Below are 22,800 nucleotides of genomic sequence, written 5' to 3'. Positions count from 1 at the left end.
GCGCTCATGGTTTGGACCTCGGTGCCGGCTCGGTGATGCCGTAGACCGCGTCTATCTCGTGGCTCACAGTGTTGCGTCGAACGTTGAACCATTGGCCGCAACCGAAGGTGTGTCGCCAACGCTCGGCATGATCACCCTTTGGATTCTCGCGAAAGAAAAGGTAGCGACCCCAAGTGACATCGTCGCAGTCCAGCGGCGGGCGTGCGATGGAGGTGGTGCCACCACAGTGAAACTCATTGGCCGCACGCGGACCACACCAGGGACATTGAATTTGCATCATGATGAACTTTGACAGAGCGCCTCAGTGAGCTATACCCGCGGCAGCTGCTTCGTCAATCAGTCTGCCGGAGTGAAAGCGATCCAGTTGAAAGGGCTCTGCCAGCGCATGATGGCGACCCGTGGCCAACCAATGCGCGAGTGTCCAGCCGCCCACTGGAATGGCCTTGAAACCACCTGTCCCCCAGCCGCAATTGATGGAAAGCCCTGGAGCCGATGTGGGGCCGATGATAGGGCTAGAGTCGACCACGACGTCGACAATGCCGGCCCATTGCCGCAACAGGCGAAGTCGTCCTAAGCTTGGAAACATCTCTGCTGTGGCTGCCAGCACCTGCTGCATCACATCGAAACTGCCACGCTGCGCATACGATGGAAAGTGGTCGATCCCACCGCCAATCACCACCTCACCTTTGTCACTCTGACTCCAGTATGTGCCCAAGGATGGAGAAAGCGTCACCGTGTTGAGAACGGGCTTGACCGGCTCGCTGACCATCGCCTGCAGCGCATAACTTGTGACGGGCAGTTCAATGCCAGCCATGCTCGCAAGGACCGAGGAATGCCCAGCCACCGCCAGCGCGACTTGATCTGCGCGGATTGGGCCTCGGGGCGTCTGAACGCCCACCACTCGCTCGCCTTGTTTGATAAAGCCTGACACGGGACAGTTTTGCACAATGTCTACGCCCAGCGCGGAGGCGGCGCGAGCATAACCCCAAGCCACGGCATCGTGGCGCGCCGGCCCAGCTCGGCGCTGGATGAACCCACCCAAAATCGGAAAGCGAGCACTGGCGCTGAAGTTCAGCCGTGGCTCTAAAGACTTCACCTCGTGAACATCCAGCAAGTCTGCATCAATGCCGTTGCAGCGCATTGCGTTGGCCCAGCGGCTTTGAGCGTCAAGGTCGTGCCGCGAATGTGCAAGCGTCATTACACCGCGCTGGCTCAGCATGATGTTGTAGTTGAGCTCTTGCGACAAGCTCTCGTAGAGCTTCAGAGAGAAGTCGTAAAGCCGGGCGCTTTCGGGGTAGAGGTAGTTGGACCGTACGATGGTGGTGTTGCGGCCGGTATTGCCGCCGCCTATCCATCCAGCCTCCAGAACACCGACGTTCTTGATGCCGTGATTCTTCGCCAGATAGTAGGCTGTAGCAAGTCCGTGGCCACCGCCTCCCACAATCAACACGTCATAAGCCGACTTGGGCTCAGCCTCGACCCACGCGGGTGCCCAGTCTGCATGTCCGCCGCGTGCGGCGTTTAACAGGTTCCAAAGTGAGTAACTTGTGCGCAGCTTCATGCCCCGTACATTAAGGCTTGTTTGCCCGCTTGTCTTCGGCTTGCCGTACACAAAGTTAGGAGAAGCGCACCTGTTGGGTATTCTGCATGGATTGAGGGTTCGACCAAGCGTTCGAAATTATTTTTGAGCGCCTGATCGATGAGGAATACATGTTGAATCGCCCCGGGTTTGAACTGGCCCTCAAGAGTTGGGCCAACTTAAAGGGGGGTCGTGAGGACGTTTGAAACGGAGTTTAAGCTCAAGGCGATCAAGAGCTTTTTTGAAGGAGATGGCCGAGCGATATTACTAGCCCGGCAGTGGTCAGTGCCCGAGGAGAAGATCCGTACCTGGGCTCGCTCGTTGATGGTTATCCACATCGGCTCGGAAATACCCCGTTGCACAAATACAAAGTGGACAGTCATCACCTTGAAGCAATCATGAGCTTTGTAACTGTCAGCTAGTCACCTTAAACCTGTCAGAGGACGAGGCAGTGACGACGGAGTTCGAGTGACTTCTTTTGGCTGGACGCCCAAAAGTGGCTTCGTGTCACGACTGACAGCAATCGGTGCAAAACCGCCATTGAGTCTTAGATATCCATTTGCCGCAGAGACCGGCAATGGATGGCTGCTCGCACCCTAGAGCCTAAATTTTGGCTGTGCTCTTGTACCCTTGACCGCTCAAGTACTGCCATGCGCCGCAATCAAGCTCTCCAGCATAAGCTTGAGTTGATGAGCCGGGTCGTTACCCAAAGCAGACACCACCTGCGCTTCGTGTGCTTTGGCTTGTTTCAGCAGGGGCTGCACTTTGCGCCGACCTGCGGCCGTGAGGCTCACCAGGCTTTGCCGTTTGTCGTGTGCGGCGTCGCAGCGCTTGACCCACCCGGCGTCTTGCATGCGGCCCACCAGTTTGGTCACGGTGGGTTGTTTGGCCAGCACGATGCTGGCGAGTTCGTTGATGCTCAAACTGTCTTTGCCCGACAGGCTGGCCATGACGCGCCACTCCATCAGGCTCAGGCCGCTGGCCTCAACCACGGCGTGGAACTCGCTCGAAATCAAATGGCTGGCACGCGCCAGCAAGTAGGCCAGGTAGTCGTCGACAAAGCCTGCTGAGTTGCTCATGCCAGTGGCGTGGTGGTGCTGAACTGACCGCCCTGATAAACGAGTGGGGCAGAGCCATCGCTGAAGCCGCAGCGTTCCACTTCGCCCACAAAAATCACATGGTCGCCTTCTTCGTGTCGGCTGCGGTTGTGGCATTCAAACCAGGCCAGCGCGCCATCCAAAATAGGCAAGCCCGACTCGCCCAGCGTGTAAGCGGTGTCGGCAAAGCGGTCGCCCTTGCCATAGGCAAAGCGATTGCAGACATCCAGCTGATCGGCGGCCAGCACATTCACCACGTAATGCGTGCCTGCATGGAACAGTGGTGCACTGCTTGCGCCTTGCCCCAGGCTCCACAGCACCAGCGGGGGCGTGAGCGACACCGAATTGAACGAACTGGCGGTGATGCCCACAAAGCTGCTGCTGGCTGAATCGCCCTTGTGTGCGCCTGGTGCGAACGTGGTGATGACGGTCACCCCCGTGGCAAAGCGCGACAGTGCTTGCTTGAAATGCGGCGTTTCAAAGTCTGGACTGAGCGCTTTGATGTGAGATGGGGGGGCTTGGTGCATAGGTGGATGATAGTTGAATTGCATGAATTTTCATATAAACTGACCATTCATGTCTGCAGGTGAACCGTTCAGAGCTGCAGGCCAAGGAGACAAGCATGCTGGTGGAACGAATCGAAAACAGGTGGCTCGCGGCCTTTACCCGCACCTTCACGTTGTGCAAGGTGCAGCCCGGTGAGGTGGTGGCGATTCTGGCCGAAACCCAATCACGTCGGGTCAACGTGGACTTGGCCCGCCTCGCGCTGGAGGCCATGGGCGCCCGCGTGTTCGAGGTGACTTTGACCACTCCCGCATTGACAGCACCAGCGCCCGTGCGCTCCACAGGAGCCAGCGACGCTATTCAGCAACTCGGCCCGGTGGTGGCTGCATTGGCACGCGCCGACATGGTGGTGGACTGCACTGTCGAAGGCCTGCTGCACGCGCCCGAGTTGCCGGCCATCATGAAGGGCGTGGACGGGCACATGCCGCGTCTGTTGATGGTGTCGAATGAGCATCCTGAAATTTTGGAACGCACCGTGCCCGATCCGGCGCTCGAAGGTGTGGTGCGTGCCGCCATGAAGAAGCTCCGTGCTGCGCAACAAATGCACGTCACGTCTGCCGCAGGCACCGATTTGCGGGTGAACCTGAAACATGGCGACAAGCAAGCGGTGGTCGGTGGTGTGTGGGGCTTTTGCCCCAAGCCAGGCATGGTGTCGCACTGGCCTGCCGGGCTGGCGCTGGCTTTCCCGGCCGCAGGCAGTGTCAACGGCACGCTGGTCATGGCCCCGGGTGATGTGAACCTGACCTTCAAAAGCTATTTGCGCGACACGATCCGCCTGACCATCGAGAGCGACAGCGTGGTCGCCATCGAGGGGCAGGGCGTGGACGTGGACATGATGCGCGGCTACTGGAAAGCCTGGGAAGACGCCGAGGGCCACCGCGCCGCTTATGCGGTCTCGCATGTGGGCTTTGGCCTGAACCCGGCGGCGCGTTGGGACGCCATGGCGTTCTATGACAAGCGCGACTGCAACGGCACCGAGCTGCGGGCCTTTGCGGGCAACTTTTTGTATTCGACCGGGGCCAACGAAGTTGCGGGCCGCCACACGCTGGGCCACTTTGACCTGCCCATGCGCGGCTGCACCATCCGGCTCGACGACACGGTGGTGGTCGATGCAGGCCAAGTCGTGAGCGCGGCGCTGGCATGAGCGCCCTGTTTGCCATTTGTCAGCCTCGGGCCCGATCAGACTGGCGCTTTTTTGTAGGTCGGACTCGCAGAGTCCGACAAGACACCCGGAGGTCCGCGTGAATACACCAGCTTTTACGGATGCGGGGCCTTGTGGCGAGGCCGTTGTGGTGTTCCTGCATGGCGTGGGCGGTGGCAGGCAGGGCTGGGCAGCGCAACAAGCGCATGTGGCCGCTCTGGGCTGGCGCAGCTTGGCCTGGGACATGCCCGGTTATGGCGACAGCCCCATGGTCACCCCCTATGACTTCGCGCACCTGGCGCAAGCCCTCTGGCAGATGCTGGACGTGGCGCACATCGACCAAGCCGTGTTGGTAGGCCACAGCATGGGGGCCATGGTCGCCCTGCAAGCCTGGACGCAAAAGCCAGAGCGCATCCGTGGCCTGCTGCTGGCCGCCAGCAGTCCGGCTTTTGGCAACAGCGATGGTGATTTTCAAAAGCAGTTTTTGGCGCAGCGCTTGGCCCCACTGGAAGCGGGCAAAACCATGGGCGACATCGCCGACAAGCTGATCCCCACCATGGCCGCACCCGGTGGCGATGCAGCCCACTCGAACCCCTCTAATTTGAAGTCTGCGCACCAAAGCATGGCCGCAGTGCCGCCCAACACTTACCGCGCCGCGCTGCATGCGCTGGTGCAGTTTGAGCAACGCGTCGCTCTGCCCACCATCACCGTGCCCGTGTTGTGCCTGGCCGCAGAACATGACCGTACCGCACCGCCCACCGTGATGGAAAAGATGGCGCAAAAGATCCCCGGTGCGCGCTACGCCTGTCTGGCCGGGGCAGGGCATTTGCTGCATTACGAACAGCCCGAGGCGTTCAACGCCGAACTCGAAAAATTCTTGAAGGACATGCAACCATGACCGACGTACCAGCCCCCCCTCAACCAGATGTCATGACCAACATCATGCCGATTTGTGGCGACGACTACCCCCTGACCGACAAGCAGCAAAAGCTGATGGCGCTGGCCCGGCAACTCGGCCGCGAGAAGTTCGCTCCGCGTGCCGCGCAACTCGACCGCGACGCGCAGTTCCCGTTTGCCAACTACGACGACATGCGTGACTCGGGCCTGCTGGCGCTGTGCGTGCCTGAAGCGCATGGCGGCCAGGGTGCCGATTACGCCACCTATGCCATGGTCTCGGCCGAGATCGGTCGCTATTGCGGCGCCACCGCGCTCACCTTCAACATGCACGTTTGCACCATGCTCTGGAGCGGTTTGTTGTCTGAAGACCTGGAGATGACGCCCGAGCAGCGCGCCATCCACCGCACGCACCAGGCCACGCACTTTGCCCGCGTGGTGAAAGACGGTGCGATTTATGCACAACCTTTCTCGGAAGGCGGTGCAGCAGCGTCAGGTGCGCAGCCCTTCGGGACCCTCGCCGTCAAGGTCGATGGCGGCTGGAAGGTCAATGGCAAAAAAATCTTCGCATCGTTGTCCGACGCTGCCGATTACTTTGGCGTGCTGTGCACCGAGAAAAAAGAGGGCGCTGATCTCTCACGCCGCGACACCTTGTACCTGGCCATACCCCGCACCGCGCCGGGCCTGACGATCGAAGGCGATTGGGACCCGCTGGGCATGCGCGCCACCGTGTCTCGCAATTTGATTTTCAAAGACGTGTTCGTGCCCGACGACGCGGCGCTCATGCCGCAGGGCCTGTACTTTCAGGCCGCCAGCCGCTGGCCACACATGTTCATGACGCTCTCGCCCACCTACATGGGCATCGCGCAAGCGGCTTACGACTTCACGGTGGCTTATTTGCGTGGCGAAATTCCGGGCACGGGTCCCGTCAAGCGCCGCCAGTTTGCGACCAAGCAGATCGCCTTGGCTGAGATGTTCATCAAACTCGAACAAACCCGGAACTTGTTCTTGCGTGCCATTGAAGACGCGAAGGTCGACCCGTCCAAGTCCACCCGCCTGCGTGCCTATGCCGCGCAGTACACCATCATGGAAAACGCGCAAGACATCGCCCGCTTGGCCATTCGCACCTGCGGCGGCCAATCCATGCTCAAAAGCCTGCCGCTGGAGCGCCTGTACCGCGATGCACGTTGCGGTTCGCTCATGTTGCCCTGGACAGCCGAGCTGTGCATGGACCGCATTGGCCGCGAAGCCCTGTACGAACCCGGCGAAAAAGACGAGTGATGCAAGCCCCAGAGACCAGCCCCCTCGCGGCCCGCTTTGCTCAGCTGGCGCAGGACTGCGGTACGCAGCCTGCCATGACCTTCCGGGGCGATGAGCGCAAGGCCACCCAGACCGGTGACAGCACCTTCGCCTACGACTTCGCCAAGTTCTGGCGGCGCGTGAAGCGCGTGACCGCGCACCTGCAATCGACTTGGGGCGTGCAGCCGGGTGACCGCGTGGCCTGGCTCGGTTTCAACCACGAGCTTCAGCTGGTCACGCTGGTGGCTTGTGCCCGTTTGGGCGCGGTCTTTTTGCCGCTGAACTTTCGGCTGGCGGTGCCCGAGTTGCAGCAGGTCATGCAGGACGCCCAGCCGCGCCTGCTGGTGCACGACAGCCACCATGCCGACACGGCGCAGGCACTGCACGCCATGGATCTGCAATGCACCCACCACGACACATTGATCGCCACCGCCTCGCCACGCGGATTGCCGCTGCCCGCAGTCCACAGCGAGCTGCCGCTGCTGCTGGTCTACACCTCGGGCACCACGGGCGTGCCCAAGGGGGCGGTGCACACGCAAGCGGCGCTGCTCGCCAATGCCCGCGCCAGTGCCTGGGCGCACGACTTTAGCCGTAAAGGGGCGCACAACAACTCACCGGGCGACAAAGTGCTGTCCACGCTGCCCATGTTCCATGTGGGCGGCCTGTGCATCCAGACCCTGCCAGCGATGCTGGCCGGGGTGGAGGTGGTCTTGCATCCGCGCTTTGACCCGACGGCTTGGCTGGATGAAATGAACACGAGCCGTCCCACGTTGTCGCTCTTGGTGCCCGCCACCATGCGTGCCGTGTTTGAACACCCGCGCTGGGCCGAGACGTCGCTGGCTTGCCTGCGCGGCATCATGACCGGCTCGTCCACCGTGCCTATGACTTACCTCGAAACCTTGCACGCACGCGGTGTGCCCGTCGGTCAGGTCTATGGCACCACCGAGACGGGCCCTGTGTCCATCGTGCTGCGCCTGCCCGAGGCCATGTCCCGCGTGGGCGCTTCAGGCTGGCCGCACCCGCAAGCGCAGGTCAAACTCATCGACGCCCAAGGGCAGGAAGTTGGCCCCGGTGAAACGGGCGAAGTCTGCATCCGTGCCGCCAACCTGATGCGCGGCTACTGGCGTGCTGACGGCGAATTCAACACGGGCCTGCAAAACGGCTGGTTCCATTCTGGCGATCTGGGCCAGCGCGCCGAAGACGGTTGCATCACCATCGTGGGCCGCAGCAAAGACATGATCATCTCCGGCGGTGAAAACATCTACCCGGCCGAAATAGAAAACCAGCTCGTCACCTTGCCCGGCGTGGCCGACAACGCGGTGGTCGGCGTGGCCGATGCCCGCTGGGGCGAAGTGCCTGTGGCCGTGTTGGTGCGCAGCCCCGACGCCGCAGGGCAAGCATTGAGCGCCGAAGCTGTGCTGCAACACCTGCAGTCGCGCATCGCCCGCTTCAAGTTGCCGCGCCGCGTGGTGTTCATGGACAGCCTGCCCAAAAGCGCTTTGGGCAAGGTGCAAAAGCCCGTCTTGCAGACCCTTTTGACCGGGACAAACCCTTAAAAACGCCGTCTTTCTTCGCTTGTGCGACCGGGTTTGCGGGCCTGCGTGGCATCATCATTTGATCCATCAAAACAAGGAGATACCTATGAGGCAAATCACCCGCACACTTTCACGTTCACTCGCCCGCCGCCCTGTCTTGGGCATGGCTGCCGCTGTTCTTTTGTTGACCACGTCTGCAGCCTGGGCGCAAACCGCCTGGCCTAGCAAACCCGTCAAAATCGTCGTGCCCTTCGCAGCCGGCGGCACCACCGACATCCTGGCCCGCGCCATTGCGCCAGATCTGAGCAAAGCGTTTGGTCAATCCTTCGTGATCGAAAACAAGGGCGGCGCAGGCGGCAACTTGGGTGCCGATCAAGTGTCCAAGTCACCTGGTGATGGCTACACCCTGCTCATGGGCACTGTGGGCACACACGGCATCAACCGCGCCCTTTACAGCAAGCTGCCCTACGATCCGATCAAGGACTTCGTGCCGATCACCTTGGTGGCGGGGGTGCCCAATGTGATGGTGATCAACGCCGAAAAAGCGGCGGCCAACAAGATCAACACCGTCAACGATTTCATCAAGTACGCCAAAGCCAACCCCGGCAAGCTGAACATGGCCTCCAGCGGCAATGGCACCTCCATCCATTTGGCTGGTGAGTTGTTCAAATCTCAGACCGGCACTTTCATGGCCCACATTCCTTACCGGGGTTCTGCCCCAGCCCTGCTGGATTTATCCGGCGGCAACATGGACGTGATGTTTGACAACCTGCCCTCTGCTATTCCGCTGATCAAAGGGGGCAAACTCAAAGCCCTGGCGGTGACCAGCAGCCAGCGTTCTGCGGCCATGCCCGAACTGCCCACCGTGGAAGAGGCCGCCGGGCTCAAAGGTTTTGAGGCCAGCAGCTGGTTTGGTTTGTTGGCCCCTGCCGGGACGCCTGCCGATGTGGTCAGCCGTATCCAGCAAGAGGTTGCCAAATCGTTGGCGAGCCCTGCCATGAAAGAGCGCTTGGCGACGCTGGGTGCGATCCCCAGCGGCAACACGCCCGCGCAATTTGCCGAGCACATTGACCGCGAGCACAAGAAGTGGGCCGATGTTGTCAAGGCATCGGGCGCCAAGGTGGACTGATGGCCTGGTTTGATGGCTTTGAGCGGCAAACGCTCACCGTAGCGGGTTTGCCCGTTTGCTTTCGGCAATCGGCCGATTGGGCTGCGCAAGCGCACTTGCCGGTGATGGTGCTGCTCCACGGCTTTCCGCAAACCCATGTCATGTGGCACCGCGTCGCGCAAAACTTGCGCGGTCGTTACCGCCTGGTCATGCCCGACCTGCGGGGCTACGGCGATTCGTCGCACGCCGTGGGCGACGCCGAGCACGCGCACTACAGCAAACGCGCCATGGCGCAAGAAGTGGTGGGTCTTCTCAACGCGCTGGGCGTGGGTAACTTCTTTTTGTGTGGTCATGACCGGGGTGGTCGCGTGGCGCATCGCTTGGCTGTGGACCATGCCGCCCGCGTCAAAAAGTTGTGCGTGATCGACATCGCGCCCACCTTTGACATGTACAGCGGTCTGTGGGGCAAAACACCTGAAGTGTCAGGCCCGGTGGCCGACCCATACTTCGCCTTTGCGCAGGCCTACTACCACTGGTTCCACCTGACGCAGCCCGCACCGCTGCCCGAGTTCATGATCGGCGGCAACCCCAAGGCCTATCTGCACGCCAAGCTCGGCGGCTGGGGCAGCCAAGGTCTGGGCTACATCGAGGTCGAGGCTCTGGCCGAATACGAGCGCGTCTTTTGCAACCTGGCGCTCAATGACAAGGGCTGGTCCGCCGCCATCCACAGCGCAGCCGAAGACTACCGCGCCAGCGCGGGCATCGACCTGCAGCACGACCGCGAAGGCCGGGCGCGGGGCGACAAAATCGCCTGCGACACACTGGTGCTTTGGGGGGATCGCGGGGTGGTCAACCGCATGTTCAAACCTGTTGAGTTGTGGCAGGCGCAATGCGCGGGACATGTGGCCGGTCAGGTCATGCCTTCTGGCCACTTCATTCCCGAAGAATTACCCGAGGCCACCAGCGAGGCCCTGGCGAAGTGGATGGTTTGAGATTACTGGTTTGCGGCGGCCTCAAGCCCCGCAACACTTCTTGTACTTTTTCCCGCTCCCGCAGCTGCAAGCATCGTTGCGCCCGGGTGTCGCAGTCTTGATGACCTGCGCCACTCGCGGTCCGATGTTGCACCAGATCTCGCGCAGGTCATACACCGCCCACAGCGCCTCGCCATAGGCGTTCAGGCGGTTTTCGCTCACGCTGGGTGGGCCATCTTCAGACAGTGCCGACAGGGTGGGCACATCGGTGTCGTCTTCGGTCAAGGCCACGACCGATTCAAGCGACAGGTCGTACCACTTGGCCGCGTCCTTGTCCTTGGGGGTAGCCCATTCGTTTGGCCAGTTTTCCACCGCGAACATGAAGCCCAAGGCCCAAACCTGCGCAAAGGATGGAATCTCGCTGTCCTCGATTTCTTCGCGTTCTTCTGGGGGCAATGACGCAATCGCGCCGCGCACATCCATCACTTCGGGTGCGTAAGCCTTGTCGTCGTCCAGCGCTTCCACCGGGGTGTCCAGGGCCAGCTTGATTTCGTCAAAACGGCGCTGCCACAAAGCCATGAACTGCTGGCGCTGGGCGTCGTCGGCAAAGCTGCCGCCATCCTCTCCCTCATCAACGCCCAGCAACATTGGGAGCCACTCGCTGTCGGGAATGGCGCGGCGGCAGCATACCAGCGCCGCCATGAAGCCCTCGCAAAACTCCCACTGCGGCGTTTCTTCAAAGCGCTCGCGCAGGTCGTCCAGGATGTTGTCCAGGGTGTCAAAGTCTTCGGCTTCCAAGCCAGCGGTCGTGTTCATGGGGTGTTCCTATTTCAATGCGAGAATTGTAAGGAGGAGTGTTGGACCCCCATGCCTGTGCTTGTCTGCGCGGGTTGCACCCTGGGCTTAAAGCATTGGTTAATGATTTTTGTATTCAATAAATTAAATTGAGATATACAATAAATATCTTCAAAAGATTAATTGGAGATACAAATGCTGGACATCAACGATGCAATCATCTTGGGCTGCGCGACCCAAGGCGGGACCATGGCCAGCGCTGCAACCGAACAAACAGGCTTGACGCGGGTAGCGGTTTCGAGGCGCATCAAGAAGTTGGCCGATGCCGGTTACTTGCATCGCCACGGCACGGGCACCCGGCAAACCTACAGCTTGGGCGACAAGCGCTTTTGGTTGCGCGTTGAACCCCTTGACCAGATCGCGCGACGTGGTGGCGAGATGGTGGTGTGGGAGCAGCATTTGGCGGCTTTGCTGGCGGATTTGCCGGGCAACGTCAAAAACCTGGCCTACACGGCTTTCACCGAAATGCTGAACAACGCTCTCGACCATTCCAGTGGTCAGAATGTGGTGATGGGCGTGCATGCGCAGGGCGGGCAACTGCAGATGCTGGTGGGCGATGACGGCGAGGGGATTTTCCGCAAGATCGCTAAAGCGGCGGATTTGTTTGACCCTCGCTTGGCCATTTTGGAGTTGGCCAAAGGCAAGTACACCACCGCGCCAGCAGGCCACTCCGGCATGGGTATTTTTGTGTCGTCGCGCATGATGGATGGCTTTGCCATCGAGTCGCATGGTTTGCGTTTCGACCTGAATGAGGCCAGCGCCCCTTTGCCTGTTTTTGACTGGATCGATGCCAACGCACAGCTCAAACCCGCACAGGCGCAAACGGTGGTGCGCATGGCGATTGCGCTGGACAGCCAACGCGTAGCCAATGATGTTTACTTCAAATATTTTGAGTCAAACAACGTGGGCGATGCCGAGCCCGGCGAGGCTTTTCACACCACAGAAATTCCGGTTCGCTTGGCTCAGCTGAGCAGCGAGCTGGTGTCGCGTTCGCAAGCCAAATGGGTGATGAACCGGGCCACCCAGTTCAAGACCGTGATCCTCGATTTCGAGGGCGTGGTCCATGTGGGTCAAGCCTTTGTGGACGAGGTGTTCCGCGTGTTTGCCACGGCACACCCCCACATCCGCCTCAAGACCATGGGCATGAGCGCCGAGGTGGCCAAGCTGGTGAGTTTGTTCGGCGGCGAGAGGGTTTGAGGCGCTGACCTAAAGTGTCAGATCGGGCATGGGTTCAGGACGCAGCCGGGTTCAGCACCACGCCGCAGCGCTCCAGGCGCTTTTTCATGCACAGCACTTGCGCGTCTTTGCTGTGCAGGGCGGCGGTGTGTTGCACGGCCAAGTTGATGAATTTCTGGTCGTCGGCGTCTTTGCAGGCGTAGGGGGCTTTGGGCGCGTCGGGCTGCAGTTGGGCCCAGCGGTCAAAGTGGTCGAGCACGGCGCTGGCGGGCAGTTGGCGGTGCGTCAGGCGTTTGGCGATTTGTGGGTAGGCCAGCACGCGAGCCAGCTCTTCGCGCATGGCGGCGGTGGCCAGCCACTGCGTGCTGCCGCGCTCCACGCTGGTGCGCAGTGCTTCGGCCTTGGGCTCGTCAAACACCCACAGGTCGAGCACGATGTTGGTGTCCAGTACGCGCCGCACCGGAACTTGCGCATCCGGGGCTGCGCTCATGGCGCTGGCTTTTCGTCAGCCCCCGGTGTGTCGGCAGTGGGGGAGGCATTGCGCTTCAAGCTGCCCTTGATCATGTCGAAGCGGAACAAGCGGCATTCGATGGGGCCGTTCCACATGGGCACGCGGCGCGATTCTTTCAGGCGCATTTTGCTGGGCAGCTTCAGGTCGGGCGTGAGCATCCAGGCGCTCCAGCCGCTGTAGTTTTTCTTCCAGTGGCTGGCCAGCTGGGCGAAGAAGTCGCCGCCATCGTCGGTCTGGGCAGTCTCGCGATGGTGGCTTTGGTCGGCGGCTCGGGAACTGGCACGAGCATCCGAAATCGCACCGGGTTGGAAGCTGTCACGCCCACGCCCCGCGACACCAGCCGCCGCAATGCGCTCGCCATAAGGCGGGTTGAGCAGCATGACGCCGGGCGTCTCGCTGGGCGGCATGCGTTGCAGGGCGTCGCCACCCCGGAACTCGATCACGCCCGACACGCCTGCACGTTCGGCATTGCGCTCCGAAAAGTCCACCATTCGGAACGCCACATCGCTGCCATAAATCGGCGCAGTGGGTTCGTGTTCCAGGTCACGGGCTTCTTCGATCAGGCCTTGCCAAACGTGGTTCTGGAAGGGGAGCAATTTCTCGAAACCAAAGCGCCGCTGCAAACCAGGCGCGATGCCGCAGGCGATTTGCGCCGCTTCGATCGGAATGGTGCCGCTGCCGCAGCAGGGGTCGTACAGCGGGACGGTGGCGTCCCAGCCACTGGCGGCGATCATGGCCGCGGCCAGGGTTTCCTTCAAAGGCGCATCGCCTTTGTCGGCGCGCCAACCGCGCTTGAACAAAGGCTCGCCCGAGGTGTCGATGTACAGCGTGAGGGTTTCGGGCGTCACGTGGGCATAAATGCGCACGTCGGGCCAGGTGGTGTCCACATTGGGACGCTCACCGCGTTTGTTGCGAAAGCGGTCGGCTACCGCGTCTTTGATTTTGAGGGCTGCAAAGTTCAGGCTGGTCAATGGGCTGTGCTGCGCCGTGATGTCGATTTTGAAAGTCTGCTTGGGCGTGAACCAGATTTCCCAGGCCACTTCGCTGGCGGCGTTGTACAGGTCGTTTTCGTTGCGGTAATCGGTGACCGACAGCTGGACCAGCACGCGCTGGGTCAGGCGGCTGTGCAGGTTGATGCGCATCGCATCGCGCCACGAGGCGCGGGCCATCACGCCGCCGCGGCCTGTCATCAGGTCTTGGCCCGTGAGACCGGTGATGGCGTGCACCTCGTCGGCCAAGAAGCCCTCAACGCCAGCGGCGCAAGGCATGAACAGGTTCAATGAATTCACTCAGATACTCTCAAAGGGTTTTGCGCAGGTTCGCAGGGGCGATCTTCAAAGCTTCGCGGTACTTGGCCACCGTGCGGCGGGCGCAATCGATGCCTTGCTCTTTCAGCATCTCGGAAATCTGGTTGTCCGACAGAGGTTTGGCGGGTTTTTCGGCGGCGACGAATTGCTTGATCAGCGCCCGCACCGCGGTGCTCGACGCCGCGCCGCCACTGTCCGTGCCCAGGCCTGAGCCAAAGAAATACTTCAGCTCAAACGTGCCTTGCGGCGTGGACATGTATTTGGCTGTGGTGACGCGACTGATGGTGGACTCGTGCATGCCCAGCTCGTCGGCAATTTCGCGCAGCACCAGTGGGCGCATGGCCAGCGCGCCGTGCGTGAAAAAGTTTTTCTGCCGCTCCACGATGGCGGTGGACACGCGCAAGATGGTGTCAAAGCGCTGCTGGATGTTCTTGATGAACCAGCGGGCTTCCTGCAAGCGCTGCTGCAGACCCGCATGGTTGTCACCTTTGCCGCCGCGCAGGGCATTGGCATAGATGTCATGTACACGCAGCTTGGGCATCACATCGGGGTTGAGCTGGATGCGGAACCTGGGTGTCGCCGTCTTGCTGGTGTTCACCACCAGCACATCGGGGATGATGATGTTTTGCTCGGCCTGAACAAAGGGGCGGCCTGGCTTGGGTTCGAGCCGCGCAATGAACGGAATAGCGGCCTTGACCAGGGCTTCGCTCAGCCCGCACGACAACGACAGGCGTTTGAAGTCGCGCTTGGCCAGCATGTCCAGTGGTTGCGTGCAGATGGCGAGTGCCGCTTGGGCTACTTCGTCGTCCGGGTCGTCTTGCAGCCAAGCCTTGACCTGGATGCGCAGGCACTCTGCCAGGTCGCGTGCGCCCACGCCCACGGGTTCGAGCGATTGCAACAAGCCCAGCGCCACAGTGAATCTGTGCACCAGCTCGTCGAGTTGTTCAAAGTCATCGCTGCCTGCAAGACCTGCGGCCAGTTCGGGCAGGGTGTCGGTCAGGTAACCATCGTCGTTGAGCGACTCGATCAGATAGCGCAGTGCGGCGCGGTCGAGTTCGGACAGGCGCAACGACAAGGCCTGGCGGTGCAAAAAGTCGGTGAGTGAGCCGCTGCTGCGGGCCAGGTCGATGGCGTCGGCGGTTTCTTCGCCGTTGTTCTGGCGTGGAGTGGCGTCGCCGCCCCACTCGCTGTCGTCGGGGCGCATGTCCACGCTGCCATCGCCATCCCAACTTTCGGCCACGTCGGTCACTGCTTCGTCGCGGTTTTCGCTGGGACTGTCGTCGCTGCTGCTGGATGTGCTGGCGCTTTCACTCACCCGATCGCCCAAGCTGACATGGGCATCGGCTTGGTCCAGGCCAAAGGCTTCGGCGGGCGCGTCTTCTTCGGCGCGCTCCAAAAAGGGGTTGTCGTCCAGCATCTGGTCGACCTCTTGCGACAGCTCCAGCGTGGACAGCTGCAGCAGGCGGATCGATTGTTGCAACTGGGGCGTGAGCGCCAGGTGCTGGGACATGCGCAGCGACAGACCGGGTCTCATGCCTGCACTTTCATGACGTGAACGCGTGTTGTCTTCATTACATTCGGAAGTGTTCGCCCAGGTACACCCGGCGCACATCGGCGTTGGCCACGATCTCGTCGGGTGTGCCTTGAGCCAGCACGCGGCCTTCGCTGATGATGTAGGCGTGGTCGCAAATGCCCAGTGTCTCGCGCACGTTGTGGTCGGTGATGAGTACGCCGATGCCGCGCTGCTTGAGGAAGGCGATGATGCGCTGGATCTCGATCACGGCGATCGGGTCAATGCCGGCAAAAGGCTCGTCCAACAAGATAAAACGCGGATCGGTGGCCAAGGCGCGGGCAATCTCCACGCGTCGGCGCTCACCGCCTGACAGCGCTAACGAGGGAGAGTCGCGCAGGTGGTCAACGCGCAAATCGGCCAGCAGTTCGCTCAGGCGTTTTTCCACCTGGGCACTGCTCAAAGCATGGCCTTGTGCATCGGTTTGCAGTTCCAAAATGGCCCGCACGTTGTCGGCCACCGACAGCTTGCGGAAGATGGAGGCTTCTTGCGGCAAATACGACAAGCCCATGCGTGAGCGCTTGTGGATGGGCATGCGGGTGACGTCTTCGCCGTCAATCAGGATCTGCCCGCCATCAGCCCGCACCAGGCCCACGATCATGTAAAACGAAGTGGTTTTGCCCGCGCCGTTGGGGCCTAACAAACCCACCACTTCACCCTTTTCCACTTGCACCGACACGTCGTGCACCACCTTTCGGCTGCCGTAAGCTTTTTTTAGGTGGCGCGCTTGCAGGCGACTGTCGGAGGCGACGGCAATGCTCATGGTTTTTGCGCGGGGACAGGGCCGGGGCTGGCGCGCAAGGCGGGTGCGATCGGTGTGTCGGAGGTGGGTGCAGGCGGGGTGTTTCGGGGCGTCAGGATGGCGCGCACGCGTTGCCCGGGGCCGCTGGTGGCCTGGCCGTCGACGGTCATGACTTCAGTGGTGTTGTTGAACACAATGGTGTGGCCGTTGAGTTGGTCGGCCACCTGGTTGCCACGCAAGATGCGCACTTCGGCTCGTTGGTTCAGGGTTATGACATCGGCCTGGTTGTCGTAAGTGACCTGTTCGGCCTCGCCCTCGGTGAATTCGTTCACGCCTTCCCGCTTTTGCCTGAAAAACACCCGATCGGAGGGGGCGGCCCATAAACGTGCCACCTGCCGGCCTTGGGCGTCTTGCTGCACCTCCATGCGGGCGGCGCGCAAAACCAGTGTGCCCTTGGTCGCTAGCACCTTGCCGGTGAACTGGGTCAACTGACGCGCCTGGTCATGGCGCATGCTGTCGGCTTCGATTTGCATGGGCTGATCGCGGTCGGCTTTTTCAGCATGGCTGGGCAGGGCCAGCAAGCTGGCGCACAGGGCCAACAGGTGCCAGAAGCTCAAGCAAAGAGAGGAAGGTGTTTTGAGGGGCATGAATCTTGCTGTGAATCTGTTCCATTGTAGGTGCAAGCGCCCCGCCTCGCGCCAGCAGCCGGGCAAAAAATCAAAGGGCAGGCACAAAAAAGCCCGCGCGCATCTGCGGCAGGCTTTGGCTGTGTTTGACGCTGCGGGCATCCGGGCGGGATGCCTGAAGGCTCAACGGTTCTGGCGGCTCTGGGCAATCAGCGCATCTGCTACTTGCAGGGCACGTGGCATGCTGCCGGCCAGGGTGCCGTCGATGTAGAAGCGGCCCGCCACGCCCAGCGAAGGCACGCCTTCGATCTTGAAGTCGTTTTGCAGCTGCACGGCCCGCTTGGCTTTGGTGGCCACGCCAAAGGACTTGTAGGCCTGTTCGAACTTGGCTTTGTCGATGCCTTGCTTTTCGGCCCATGCCAGCACAGCCGCATCGGAGTTGAGCATCAACTTTTCACCATGGATGGCGGTAAACACCCGGATGTGCATTTTCTCGACCAGGTTCATGGCTTCGAGCGTGTAATACAGGCGCTGCTGGGGTACAAAGTCATCCCGGAAGGCCACGGGCACGCGGCGCACCACCACATCTTTGGGGGCGTTTTTGGTCCATTGCTCGAACGCAGGTTCGAACTGATTGCAGTGGGGGCAGCTGTACCAGAAGAACTCCAGCACTTCAATCTTGCCAGTGCCCGCTTCGGTCGCCACGGAGCGCTCGAGGGTGATGTAGTCCTTGCCTGAGCGGAAAGCTTGTTGGGCCCAGGCCGAAGTATGGCCCAGCCACGCGGTGACGGACAGCATAGCTGTTGAAAAAAGGCGTCGTTTCATTTGAACTCCTGTAGTCGGTGCACCCCGGGGTGCGAAGTGGGTGGTTCAGCGTTGCATGCGAACCAAGGTGTTGTCGATGCCATTGCTCTCGAGCTGGGCGCGAACGCGTTCAGCGGCGTTTTTATCACTGAAAGGCCCCAAGCGTACGCGGTAAACCACGCGTCCGGCTTGATCCCGCTCAGAAACCTTGGCGTCCAGCCCCAATAGCGCGAGCTTGGCTTTTTGGGCATCCGCGTCAGCGCCCGTGCGGTAAGCGCCGACCTGCACCACGTAGTCAAACGGGTCGCTGGCATCGGCGGGGGCCGCAGGCGTGGCAGGTGTGTTCAGTCCTGATTTGGCTTTGGCCAAATCGCCCAATGGGTCGGCCGTTACGGCGGGTCGGGGGTTAGCAGGGGCTTTGTCGGGGGCTTTGTCTGCAGTTTGGGGCGTTGTTGCTGCACTGGCATCGGGTGGCGAGGGCGGTTCGGCGGGCGCCTTGGGTTGCAAAACGCTGTTGGGATTCCAGTCCTTGTTCTTTTCGTTTTCCTGCACGTCTTGGGCGGTCGAGCGGGGCTGGTTCTTGTTGGAAAAAGGCGTGGGCACCTTGGTCACATAAATGGCCACGGCCAATGCAACGCCCAGGCCCAGCACCAGACCGATGATGAAGCCCAGAAAAGTACCGCCGCGTTGGCTGTGGATGTTCATGACAGATCCGTTCACATTTTTTGCGGGGCCGACACGCCCAGCACTTTGAGGCCGTTGCGCAACACCTGCGCGGTGGCAGCGACCAAGGCCAGTCGCGCTTGTTTGACCGCTTCGTCGTCCACCAGAATGCGCTCGGCATCGTAGTAGCTGTGGTACTGCGAGGCCAGGTCGCGCAAATAGAAGGTCACATCGTGCGGCGCGAAGTCGGTGGCGGCAGATGTCAGCATTTCGGGATATTTGGCCAGGGCCAACATGAGCGCGTGGGCCTGCGGGCTTTGCAGGGGCGACAAGTCAGCTTGGGCCAGTTTGGCCACGTCACCACTGTCTTTTTCTTTCCAAGCCGCCAGCACCGAGCAGATGCGGGCGTGCGCGTACTGCACGTAGTACACCGGGTTGTCGTTGTTTTGCGCCAGCGCCAAATCAATGTCGAAGATGTACTCGGTGTCGGGCTTGCGCGACAGCAGAAAGAATCGCACCGCGTCCTTACTGGTCCACTCGATCAGGTCGCGAAGCGTGACATAGCTGCCCGCGCGCTTGGAGATCTTGACCTCTTCGCCGCCGCGCATCACGCGCACCATGGTGTGCAGCACGTAGTCGGGATAGCCTTCGGGAATACCCACATTCGCCGCCTGCAAGCCTGCCCGCACACGGGCAATCGTGCCGTGGTGGTCGGTGCCCTGGATGTTCACCACGCGGGTGAAGCCGCGCGCCCACTTGGCGATGTGGTACGCCACATCCGGCACAAAGTAGGTGTAGGTGCCGTCGCCCTTGCGCATGACGCGGTCTTTGTCGTCGCCGTAGTCGGTGGACTTGAGCCACAGCGCGCCGTCTTGCTCGTAGGTCTTGCCTGCTTCGTTGAGCTTTTGCACGGCGGCATCGACCTTACCGCTGGTGTACAGGCTCGACTCCAGGTAGTAGTTGTCAAAGCGAACGTCAAAGGCTTTGAGGTCTAAGTCTTGCTCGCGACGCAAATAGGCCACGGCGAACTCACGCATGCCGTCCAGGTCATTCACATCGCCGCTGGCCGTGCAGCTGCGGTCGTCAGACTGAACGGTTTTGCCTGCCAAAAAGTCGTTGGCGATGTCCTGGATGTAGTCGCCGTTGTAGGCAGCCTCGGGCCACTCGGCATCGCCCGGCTTGAAGCCCTTCGCACGCAGCTGGGTGGAGTTGGCCAAAGTGCCGATCTGCACACCCGCATCGTTGTAATAAAACTCGCGGTAAACCTGCTGACCTTGCGTGGTCAGCAGGTTACAAATCGCGTCGCCCAAAGCCGCTTGGCGGCCATGGCCCACATGCAGCGGGCCGGTGGGGTTGGCCGAGACGAATTCGACCAGTACTTTGTTGGACTGGGCGGCTTGCTCGCCAAAACACTCGGCCGCTTGCAGCACTTCTTGCACCACGGCCTGCTTGGCCGCGTCTTTGAGACGGATGTTGATGAAGCCCGGCCCGGCGATCTCAATGGCGTCGACCCAGCGCTCGAACGCGGGGGTGGCCAGTAAGGCGCTGCGCAGGGTTTCGGACAGCTGCCGGGGGTTTTGCTTGAGACCTTTGGCCAACTGCATGGCGGCGGTGCAGGCCAGGTCGCCATGGGCGGCCACTTTGGGCGATTCGAAGGCCGCACGCACACCCGCGCCGGTTTGGAGTTTTTCAAGCTCGGCGGCCAGGGCCGTGAGCAAATGTTGTTTGGCAGAAAGCATAGGGGACGATTTTACGGGGCCGGGACACGTCAGCGCTGCAGGGCAGGCGTCATGGGCGGTTTTATATGCCGCCATTACAGTTGGTCACAACTGCTGTCGCCCAATGGTCACTGTGAGGCGTTAATTTGTGAACTGCACAAACCTGTGTGGTGTTTTTGTTCTTGGATCATTTTTTGGGAGTTCACTCATGCGTCATACTTTTTCTATCGCCGCTTTGGGTTTTGCCTTGGTTTCTGGCGTGGCTTTCGCCGCCGACCCCGTCAAGCCAGCGGCTGCTGCGACTGCCGCTGCGCCAGCAGCATCTGCCCCTGCAGCCGATAAAACAGCTCAGCAAAGCAAAATGGCCACCTGCAACAAAGAGGCTGAAGGCAAAAAGGGCGATGAGCGCAAAGCCTTCATGAAAGACTGCCTGAGTGCCAACAAACAAGAAAAGCAGCAAAACAAAATGAAGACCTGTAACGCCGAGGCCGCTGGCAAAAAAGGCGACGAGCGCAAGGCCTTCATGTCGGAGTGCTTGAAGAAGTAAAAGCAGGTCGAAAGTTTCTCGCCCAGTGTGATGCGCCCGCTCTCGCGGGCGCATTCGTTTTTGGGGTGGGCGATAACGACGGGCGATGGGACACAGGCCGCACGCCCTTAACGACATGGTCCTTGGTGGTCTCTGTGCACTCAGTCTTTGGCCACTTGCCAGTAACCGGGCTGTGCGTAATGGTGTTTCAAGTCATCGATCCACAGCCTCACACGCAGCGGCAAGTGCTTGCGCTGCGGAAATACCACGTAAATGCCATTGGGCGGGGCGGCAAAGTCTTCCAGCACGGCCACCAGCTGACCGGAGCGGATTTCGCTTTCTACTTCCCAGGTGCTGCGCCAGGCGATGCCGTAACCGGCCAGGCACCAGTCGTGCAGCACCTGCCCGTCCGAGCAGTTGAGCGGCCCACCCGGACGCAGGTGCACCACCTCGTGCCCACCATCCTTTGGGCTGCGAAAGGCCCAGCCCCGGGTTTGCGAGGCATCGCTCGACAAGGTCAGGCAATCGTGTTGCAGCAGGTCCGAGGGTTGTGCGGGCGTGCCATGCCGCGCCAGATAGCCCGGTGTGGCCACGCACAGGCGGCGGTTGTCGGCCATGCGCACGCTTACCAGAGAGCTGTCGGGCAGGTCGCCCACGCGCACCGCGCAGTCAAAACCTTCGGCCGCCAGGTCCACCACCCGGTCGCTCAGGTTCAGCGATATGGAGACATCGGGGTGCAGTTCGCGAAAGCGTGGCACCAAGGGGGCGACATGCCTGCGTCCGAAACCGGCCGGAGCCGTGATGCGCAAATGCCCGCTGGCTTTGACGCCGCCAGCCGACACACTGGCTTCTGCGTTGGCCACATCGGAGATCAAGCGCTGGCAATCTTCCAAAAAAGCACTGCCTTCGTGCGTGAGCGTGATGCGCCGCGTGGTGCGCACCAACAGCTTCACACCCAGGTTTTCTTCCAGCGCATCGAGCCTGCGGCCGATGATGGCCGGGGCCACGCCCTCGGTGCGCGCGGCGGCGGTCAGGCTCCCTTTGGTGGCCACCGCGACGAAGGTTTCGAAGGCTTTGAGCTTGTCCATGGGGCCCGATTATGCGGGTTCAAGGTTGTAATGCCAGCGTCTTGACGGGTGATTGAGGTGCAAAAAGCGTGCTCAAAGGCTGTGCCAGCCCTTGGGCAGTCCCGCCGCGGGCGTCATGCCGTACAGGGGTTCGCCGGGCAGCCCGGCTCTCAAAGGATCGCGTGCCGCGATGAGCAGGTCCAGGTCAATGCCGGTGCTGATTCCCATGGCCTCAAACATGAACACCAGGTCTTCGGTCACCACATTGCCCGAAGCCCCTGGTGCATAAGGGCATCCGCCCAGACCCCCGAGCGAGCTGTCAAACGAGCGCACGCCCGCCTCGTAAGCGGCCAAGGCATTGGCCAGCCCTAAGCCCCGGGTGTTGTGCAGGTGAGCGGCACCTGTGAGGGGGCCGATTTCCTGGAACATGCGTTTGAATAAACGCTGCACTTGCGCAGGGTTGCCCATGCCGGTGGTGTCCGACAGGCCAATTTCGTCCACGCCAGCCTCGGCCAGCAAATGGGCCAAACGCAGCACATCGGCTTCAGGCACTGGGCCTTGCAAGGTGCAGCCAAAGGCGGTGGACATCCCCACTTCTACCGGTACGCCGGGAGCGATCTCGTCTCTCAGGCGCAAAACCGCCTTGACTTCTTCGACCATGTCCTCGGGCGTTTTGCGCACATTGGCCATCGAGTGGGCCGGGCTGGCCGAAACGGGCAGGGTGAGCTTTTGGGCGCCAGCAGCCAGAGCGGCCTGCGCGCCGCGCACGTTGGGCACCAGCGCCATGATGCGCACCCCGCTGTGGCGCCGTGCGTGTTGCACCACCTGCGCGGCATCGGCCATTTGCGGCAAGAGTTGGGCGGGCACAAACGAGGCCACTTCAATCTCGCGCAGGCCCGCCGCCGCTAGTGCGTCGATCCAGCGCAGTTTTGCGGCGGTGGGCATGATGGCCTTGACCGACTGCAGGCCATCGCGCGGGCCGACTTCGCTGATCAGGATTTTTGGGCTTGGGAGTCGTGTCATGCCTGAATTATTGATCCGTGACTG

General features: G+C 61.3%; 24 protein-coding genes. 9 read left to right on the top strand and 15 right to left on the bottom strand.

The window, feature by feature from the left end; translation table 11 throughout:
- Positions 1-4 precede the first annotated feature (4 nt).
- A complete protein-coding gene (locus B9Z49_RS11635) occupies positions 5-280 on the bottom strand; it encodes a sarcosine oxidase subunit delta (RefSeq protein WP_108353639.1) in 276 nt (91 codons plus the stop codon).
- A gap of 21 nt (positions 281-301) precedes the next feature.
- Positions 302-1,561, bottom strand: a complete 1,260-nt coding sequence (locus tag B9Z49_RS11630; RefSeq protein ID WP_108353603.1) for a sarcosine oxidase subunit beta family protein — start codon at positions 1,559-1,561, stop codon at positions 302-304.
- A 210-nt stretch (positions 1,562-1,771) separates the two neighbouring features.
- Here B9Z49_RS11630 and B9Z49_RS22560 point away from each other — a divergent pair, with 210 nt between their 5' ends.
- On the top strand, positions 1,772-1,981 hold the full coding sequence (locus tag B9Z49_RS22560) for a transposase (protein WP_369913543.1): 210 nt from the start codon (positions 1,772-1,774) through the stop codon (positions 1,979-1,981).
- A 236-nt stretch (positions 1,982-2,217) separates the two neighbouring features.
- Here the strand turns inward: B9Z49_RS22560 and B9Z49_RS11625 are convergent, their stop codons facing one another.
- A complete protein-coding gene (locus B9Z49_RS11625; RefSeq protein WP_108353602.1) occupies positions 2,218-2,658 on the bottom strand; it encodes a MarR family winged helix-turn-helix transcriptional regulator in 441 nt (146 codons plus the stop codon).
- Positions 2,655-3,227 (bottom strand): flavin reductase family protein, encoded by a 573-nt coding sequence (locus tag B9Z49_RS11620; RefSeq protein WP_369913542.1) that lies wholly within the window; start codon positions 3,225-3,227, stop codon positions 2,655-2,657. The genes B9Z49_RS11625 and B9Z49_RS11620 overlap by 4 nt, the downstream gene beginning before the upstream one ends.
- 71 nt (positions 3,228-3,298) lie before the next feature.
- Between B9Z49_RS11620 and B9Z49_RS11615 the strand changes: the two genes are divergently transcribed.
- From B9Z49_RS11615 to B9Z49_RS11590, 6 genes are all read left to right on the top strand, one after another.
- Positions 3,299-4,384: a peptidase M29 gene (locus B9Z49_RS11615; protein ID WP_108353638.1), complete on the top strand. Its 1,086-nt coding sequence runs from the start codon at positions 3,299-3,301 to the stop codon at positions 4,382-4,384.
- Positions 4,385-4,481: 97 nt separating this feature from the next.
- The gene (locus B9Z49_RS11610; protein WP_108353600.1) at positions 4,482-5,279 is read left to right on the top strand and encodes an alpha/beta fold hydrolase; all 798 of its coding nucleotides are present in this window, start codon (positions 4,482-4,484) and stop codon (positions 5,277-5,279) included.
- A gap of 32 nt (positions 5,280-5,311) precedes the next feature.
- Complete coding sequence (locus tag B9Z49_RS11605) at positions 5,312-6,556, top strand: acyl-CoA dehydrogenase family protein (protein ID WP_108353637.1); 1,245 nt, start codon at positions 5,312-5,314, stop codon at positions 6,554-6,556.
- Complete coding sequence (locus B9Z49_RS11600; RefSeq protein ID WP_108353599.1) at positions 6,556-8,130, top strand: class I adenylate-forming enzyme family protein; 1,575 nt, start codon at positions 6,556-6,558, stop codon at positions 8,128-8,130. The genes B9Z49_RS11605 and B9Z49_RS11600 overlap by 1 nt, the downstream gene beginning before the upstream one ends.
- Before the next feature lie 85 nt (positions 8,131-8,215).
- Entirely contained in the window at positions 8,216-9,238 is a 1,023-nt protein-coding gene (locus B9Z49_RS11595; protein ID WP_369913541.1) for a Bug family tripartite tricarboxylate transporter substrate binding protein, read from the top strand.
- Positions 9,238-10,209, top strand: a complete 972-nt coding sequence (locus tag B9Z49_RS11590) for an alpha/beta fold hydrolase (protein ID WP_108353598.1) — start codon at positions 9,238-9,240, stop codon at positions 10,207-10,209. The genes B9Z49_RS11595 and B9Z49_RS11590 overlap by 1 nt, the downstream gene beginning before the upstream one ends.
- A gap of 21 nt (positions 10,210-10,230) precedes the next feature.
- Here the strand turns inward: B9Z49_RS11590 and B9Z49_RS11585 are convergent, their stop codons facing one another.
- Positions 10,231-11,004, bottom strand: coding sequence for a YecA family protein (locus B9Z49_RS11585; protein ID WP_108353597.1), 774 nt, complete (start codon positions 11,002-11,004; stop codon positions 10,231-10,233).
- 174 nt (positions 11,005-11,178) lie between these two features.
- Between B9Z49_RS11585 and B9Z49_RS11580 the strand changes: the two genes are divergently transcribed.
- On the top strand, positions 11,179-12,240 hold the full coding sequence (locus B9Z49_RS11580; protein ID WP_108353596.1) for an STAS-like domain-containing protein: 1,062 nt from the start codon (positions 11,179-11,181) through the stop codon (positions 12,238-12,240).
- Positions 12,241-12,274: 34 nt separating this feature from the next.
- On the opposite strand, the gene B9Z49_RS11575 is transcribed toward B9Z49_RS11580, so the two are convergent.
- The 8 genes from B9Z49_RS11575 to argS all read right to left on the bottom strand — a co-directional run bounded on the left by B9Z49_RS11575 (position 12,275) and on the right by argS (position 20,181).
- A complete protein-coding gene (locus B9Z49_RS11575; protein WP_108353595.1) occupies positions 12,275-12,709 on the bottom strand; it encodes a putative toxin-antitoxin system toxin component, PIN family in 435 nt (144 codons plus the stop codon).
- Positions 12,706-14,019 (bottom strand): class I SAM-dependent RNA methyltransferase, encoded by a 1,314-nt coding sequence (locus B9Z49_RS11570; protein WP_199225044.1) that lies wholly within the window; start codon positions 14,017-14,019, stop codon positions 12,706-12,708. The genes B9Z49_RS11575 and B9Z49_RS11570 overlap by 4 nt, the downstream gene beginning before the upstream one ends.
- Positions 14,020-14,029: 10 nt before the next feature.
- Positions 14,030-15,571 (bottom strand): RNA polymerase factor sigma-54, encoded by a 1,542-nt coding sequence (locus tag B9Z49_RS11565; RefSeq protein WP_108353594.1) that lies wholly within the window; start codon positions 15,569-15,571, stop codon positions 14,030-14,032.
- A 37-nt stretch (positions 15,572-15,608) separates the two neighbouring features.
- Positions 15,609-16,370: an LPS export ABC transporter ATP-binding protein gene (gene lptB / locus B9Z49_RS11560; protein WP_108353593.1), complete on the bottom strand. Its 762-nt coding sequence runs from the start codon at positions 16,368-16,370 to the stop codon at positions 15,609-15,611.
- The gene (lptA, locus tag B9Z49_RS11555; RefSeq protein ID WP_108353634.1) at positions 16,367-16,996 is read right to left on the bottom strand and encodes a lipopolysaccharide transport periplasmic protein LptA; all 630 of its coding nucleotides are present in this window, start codon (positions 16,994-16,996) and stop codon (positions 16,367-16,369) included. Before lptA ends, lptB begins: the two co-directional genes overlap by 4 nt.
- Before the next feature lie 162 nt (positions 16,997-17,158).
- Positions 17,159-17,800 carry a thiol:disulfide interchange protein DsbA/DsbL gene (locus B9Z49_RS11550; RefSeq protein ID WP_108353592.1) on the bottom strand — a complete coding sequence of 214 codons (642 nt, stop codon included), beginning with the start codon at positions 17,798-17,800 and terminating at the stop codon, positions 17,159-17,161.
- Between the two features lie 45 nt (positions 17,801-17,845).
- Positions 17,846-18,484: an SPOR domain-containing protein gene (locus B9Z49_RS11545; RefSeq protein ID WP_108353591.1), complete on the bottom strand. Its 639-nt coding sequence runs from the start codon at positions 18,482-18,484 to the stop codon at positions 17,846-17,848.
- A gap of 11 nt (positions 18,485-18,495) precedes the next feature.
- On the bottom strand, positions 18,496-20,181 hold the full coding sequence (gene argS, locus B9Z49_RS11540; RefSeq protein WP_108353590.1) for an arginine--tRNA ligase: 1,686 nt from the start codon (positions 20,179-20,181) through the stop codon (positions 18,496-18,498).
- A gap of 187 nt (positions 20,182-20,368) precedes the next feature.
- On the opposite strand from argS, the gene B9Z49_RS11535 reads away from it, so the two are divergent.
- Entirely contained in the window at positions 20,369-20,707 is a 339-nt protein-coding gene (locus B9Z49_RS11535; protein ID WP_108353589.1) for a PsiF family protein, read from the top strand.
- A 140-nt stretch (positions 20,708-20,847) separates the two neighbouring features.
- Here B9Z49_RS11535 and B9Z49_RS11530 read toward each other — a convergent pair whose 3' ends face one another.
- Together B9Z49_RS11530 and B9Z49_RS11525 are read right to left on the bottom strand one after the other, a co-directional pair.
- Positions 20,848-21,774, bottom strand: coding sequence for a LysR family transcriptional regulator (locus B9Z49_RS11530; protein ID WP_108353588.1), 927 nt, complete (start codon positions 21,772-21,774; stop codon positions 20,848-20,850).
- Between the two features lie 72 nt (positions 21,775-21,846).
- Positions 21,847-22,776, bottom strand: coding sequence for a hydroxymethylglutaryl-CoA lyase (locus B9Z49_RS11525; RefSeq protein ID WP_108353587.1), 930 nt, complete (start codon positions 22,774-22,776; stop codon positions 21,847-21,849).
- Positions 22,777-22,800: the final 24 nt, after the last annotated feature.

The sequence above is a fragment of the Limnohabitans sp. 2KL-51 genome (assembly GCF_003063645.1).
GTDB lineage: Bacteria > Pseudomonadota > Gammaproteobacteria > Burkholderiales > Burkholderiaceae_C > Limnohabitans_A.
This window is presented reverse-complemented; position numbering and strand designations above follow the sequence as displayed.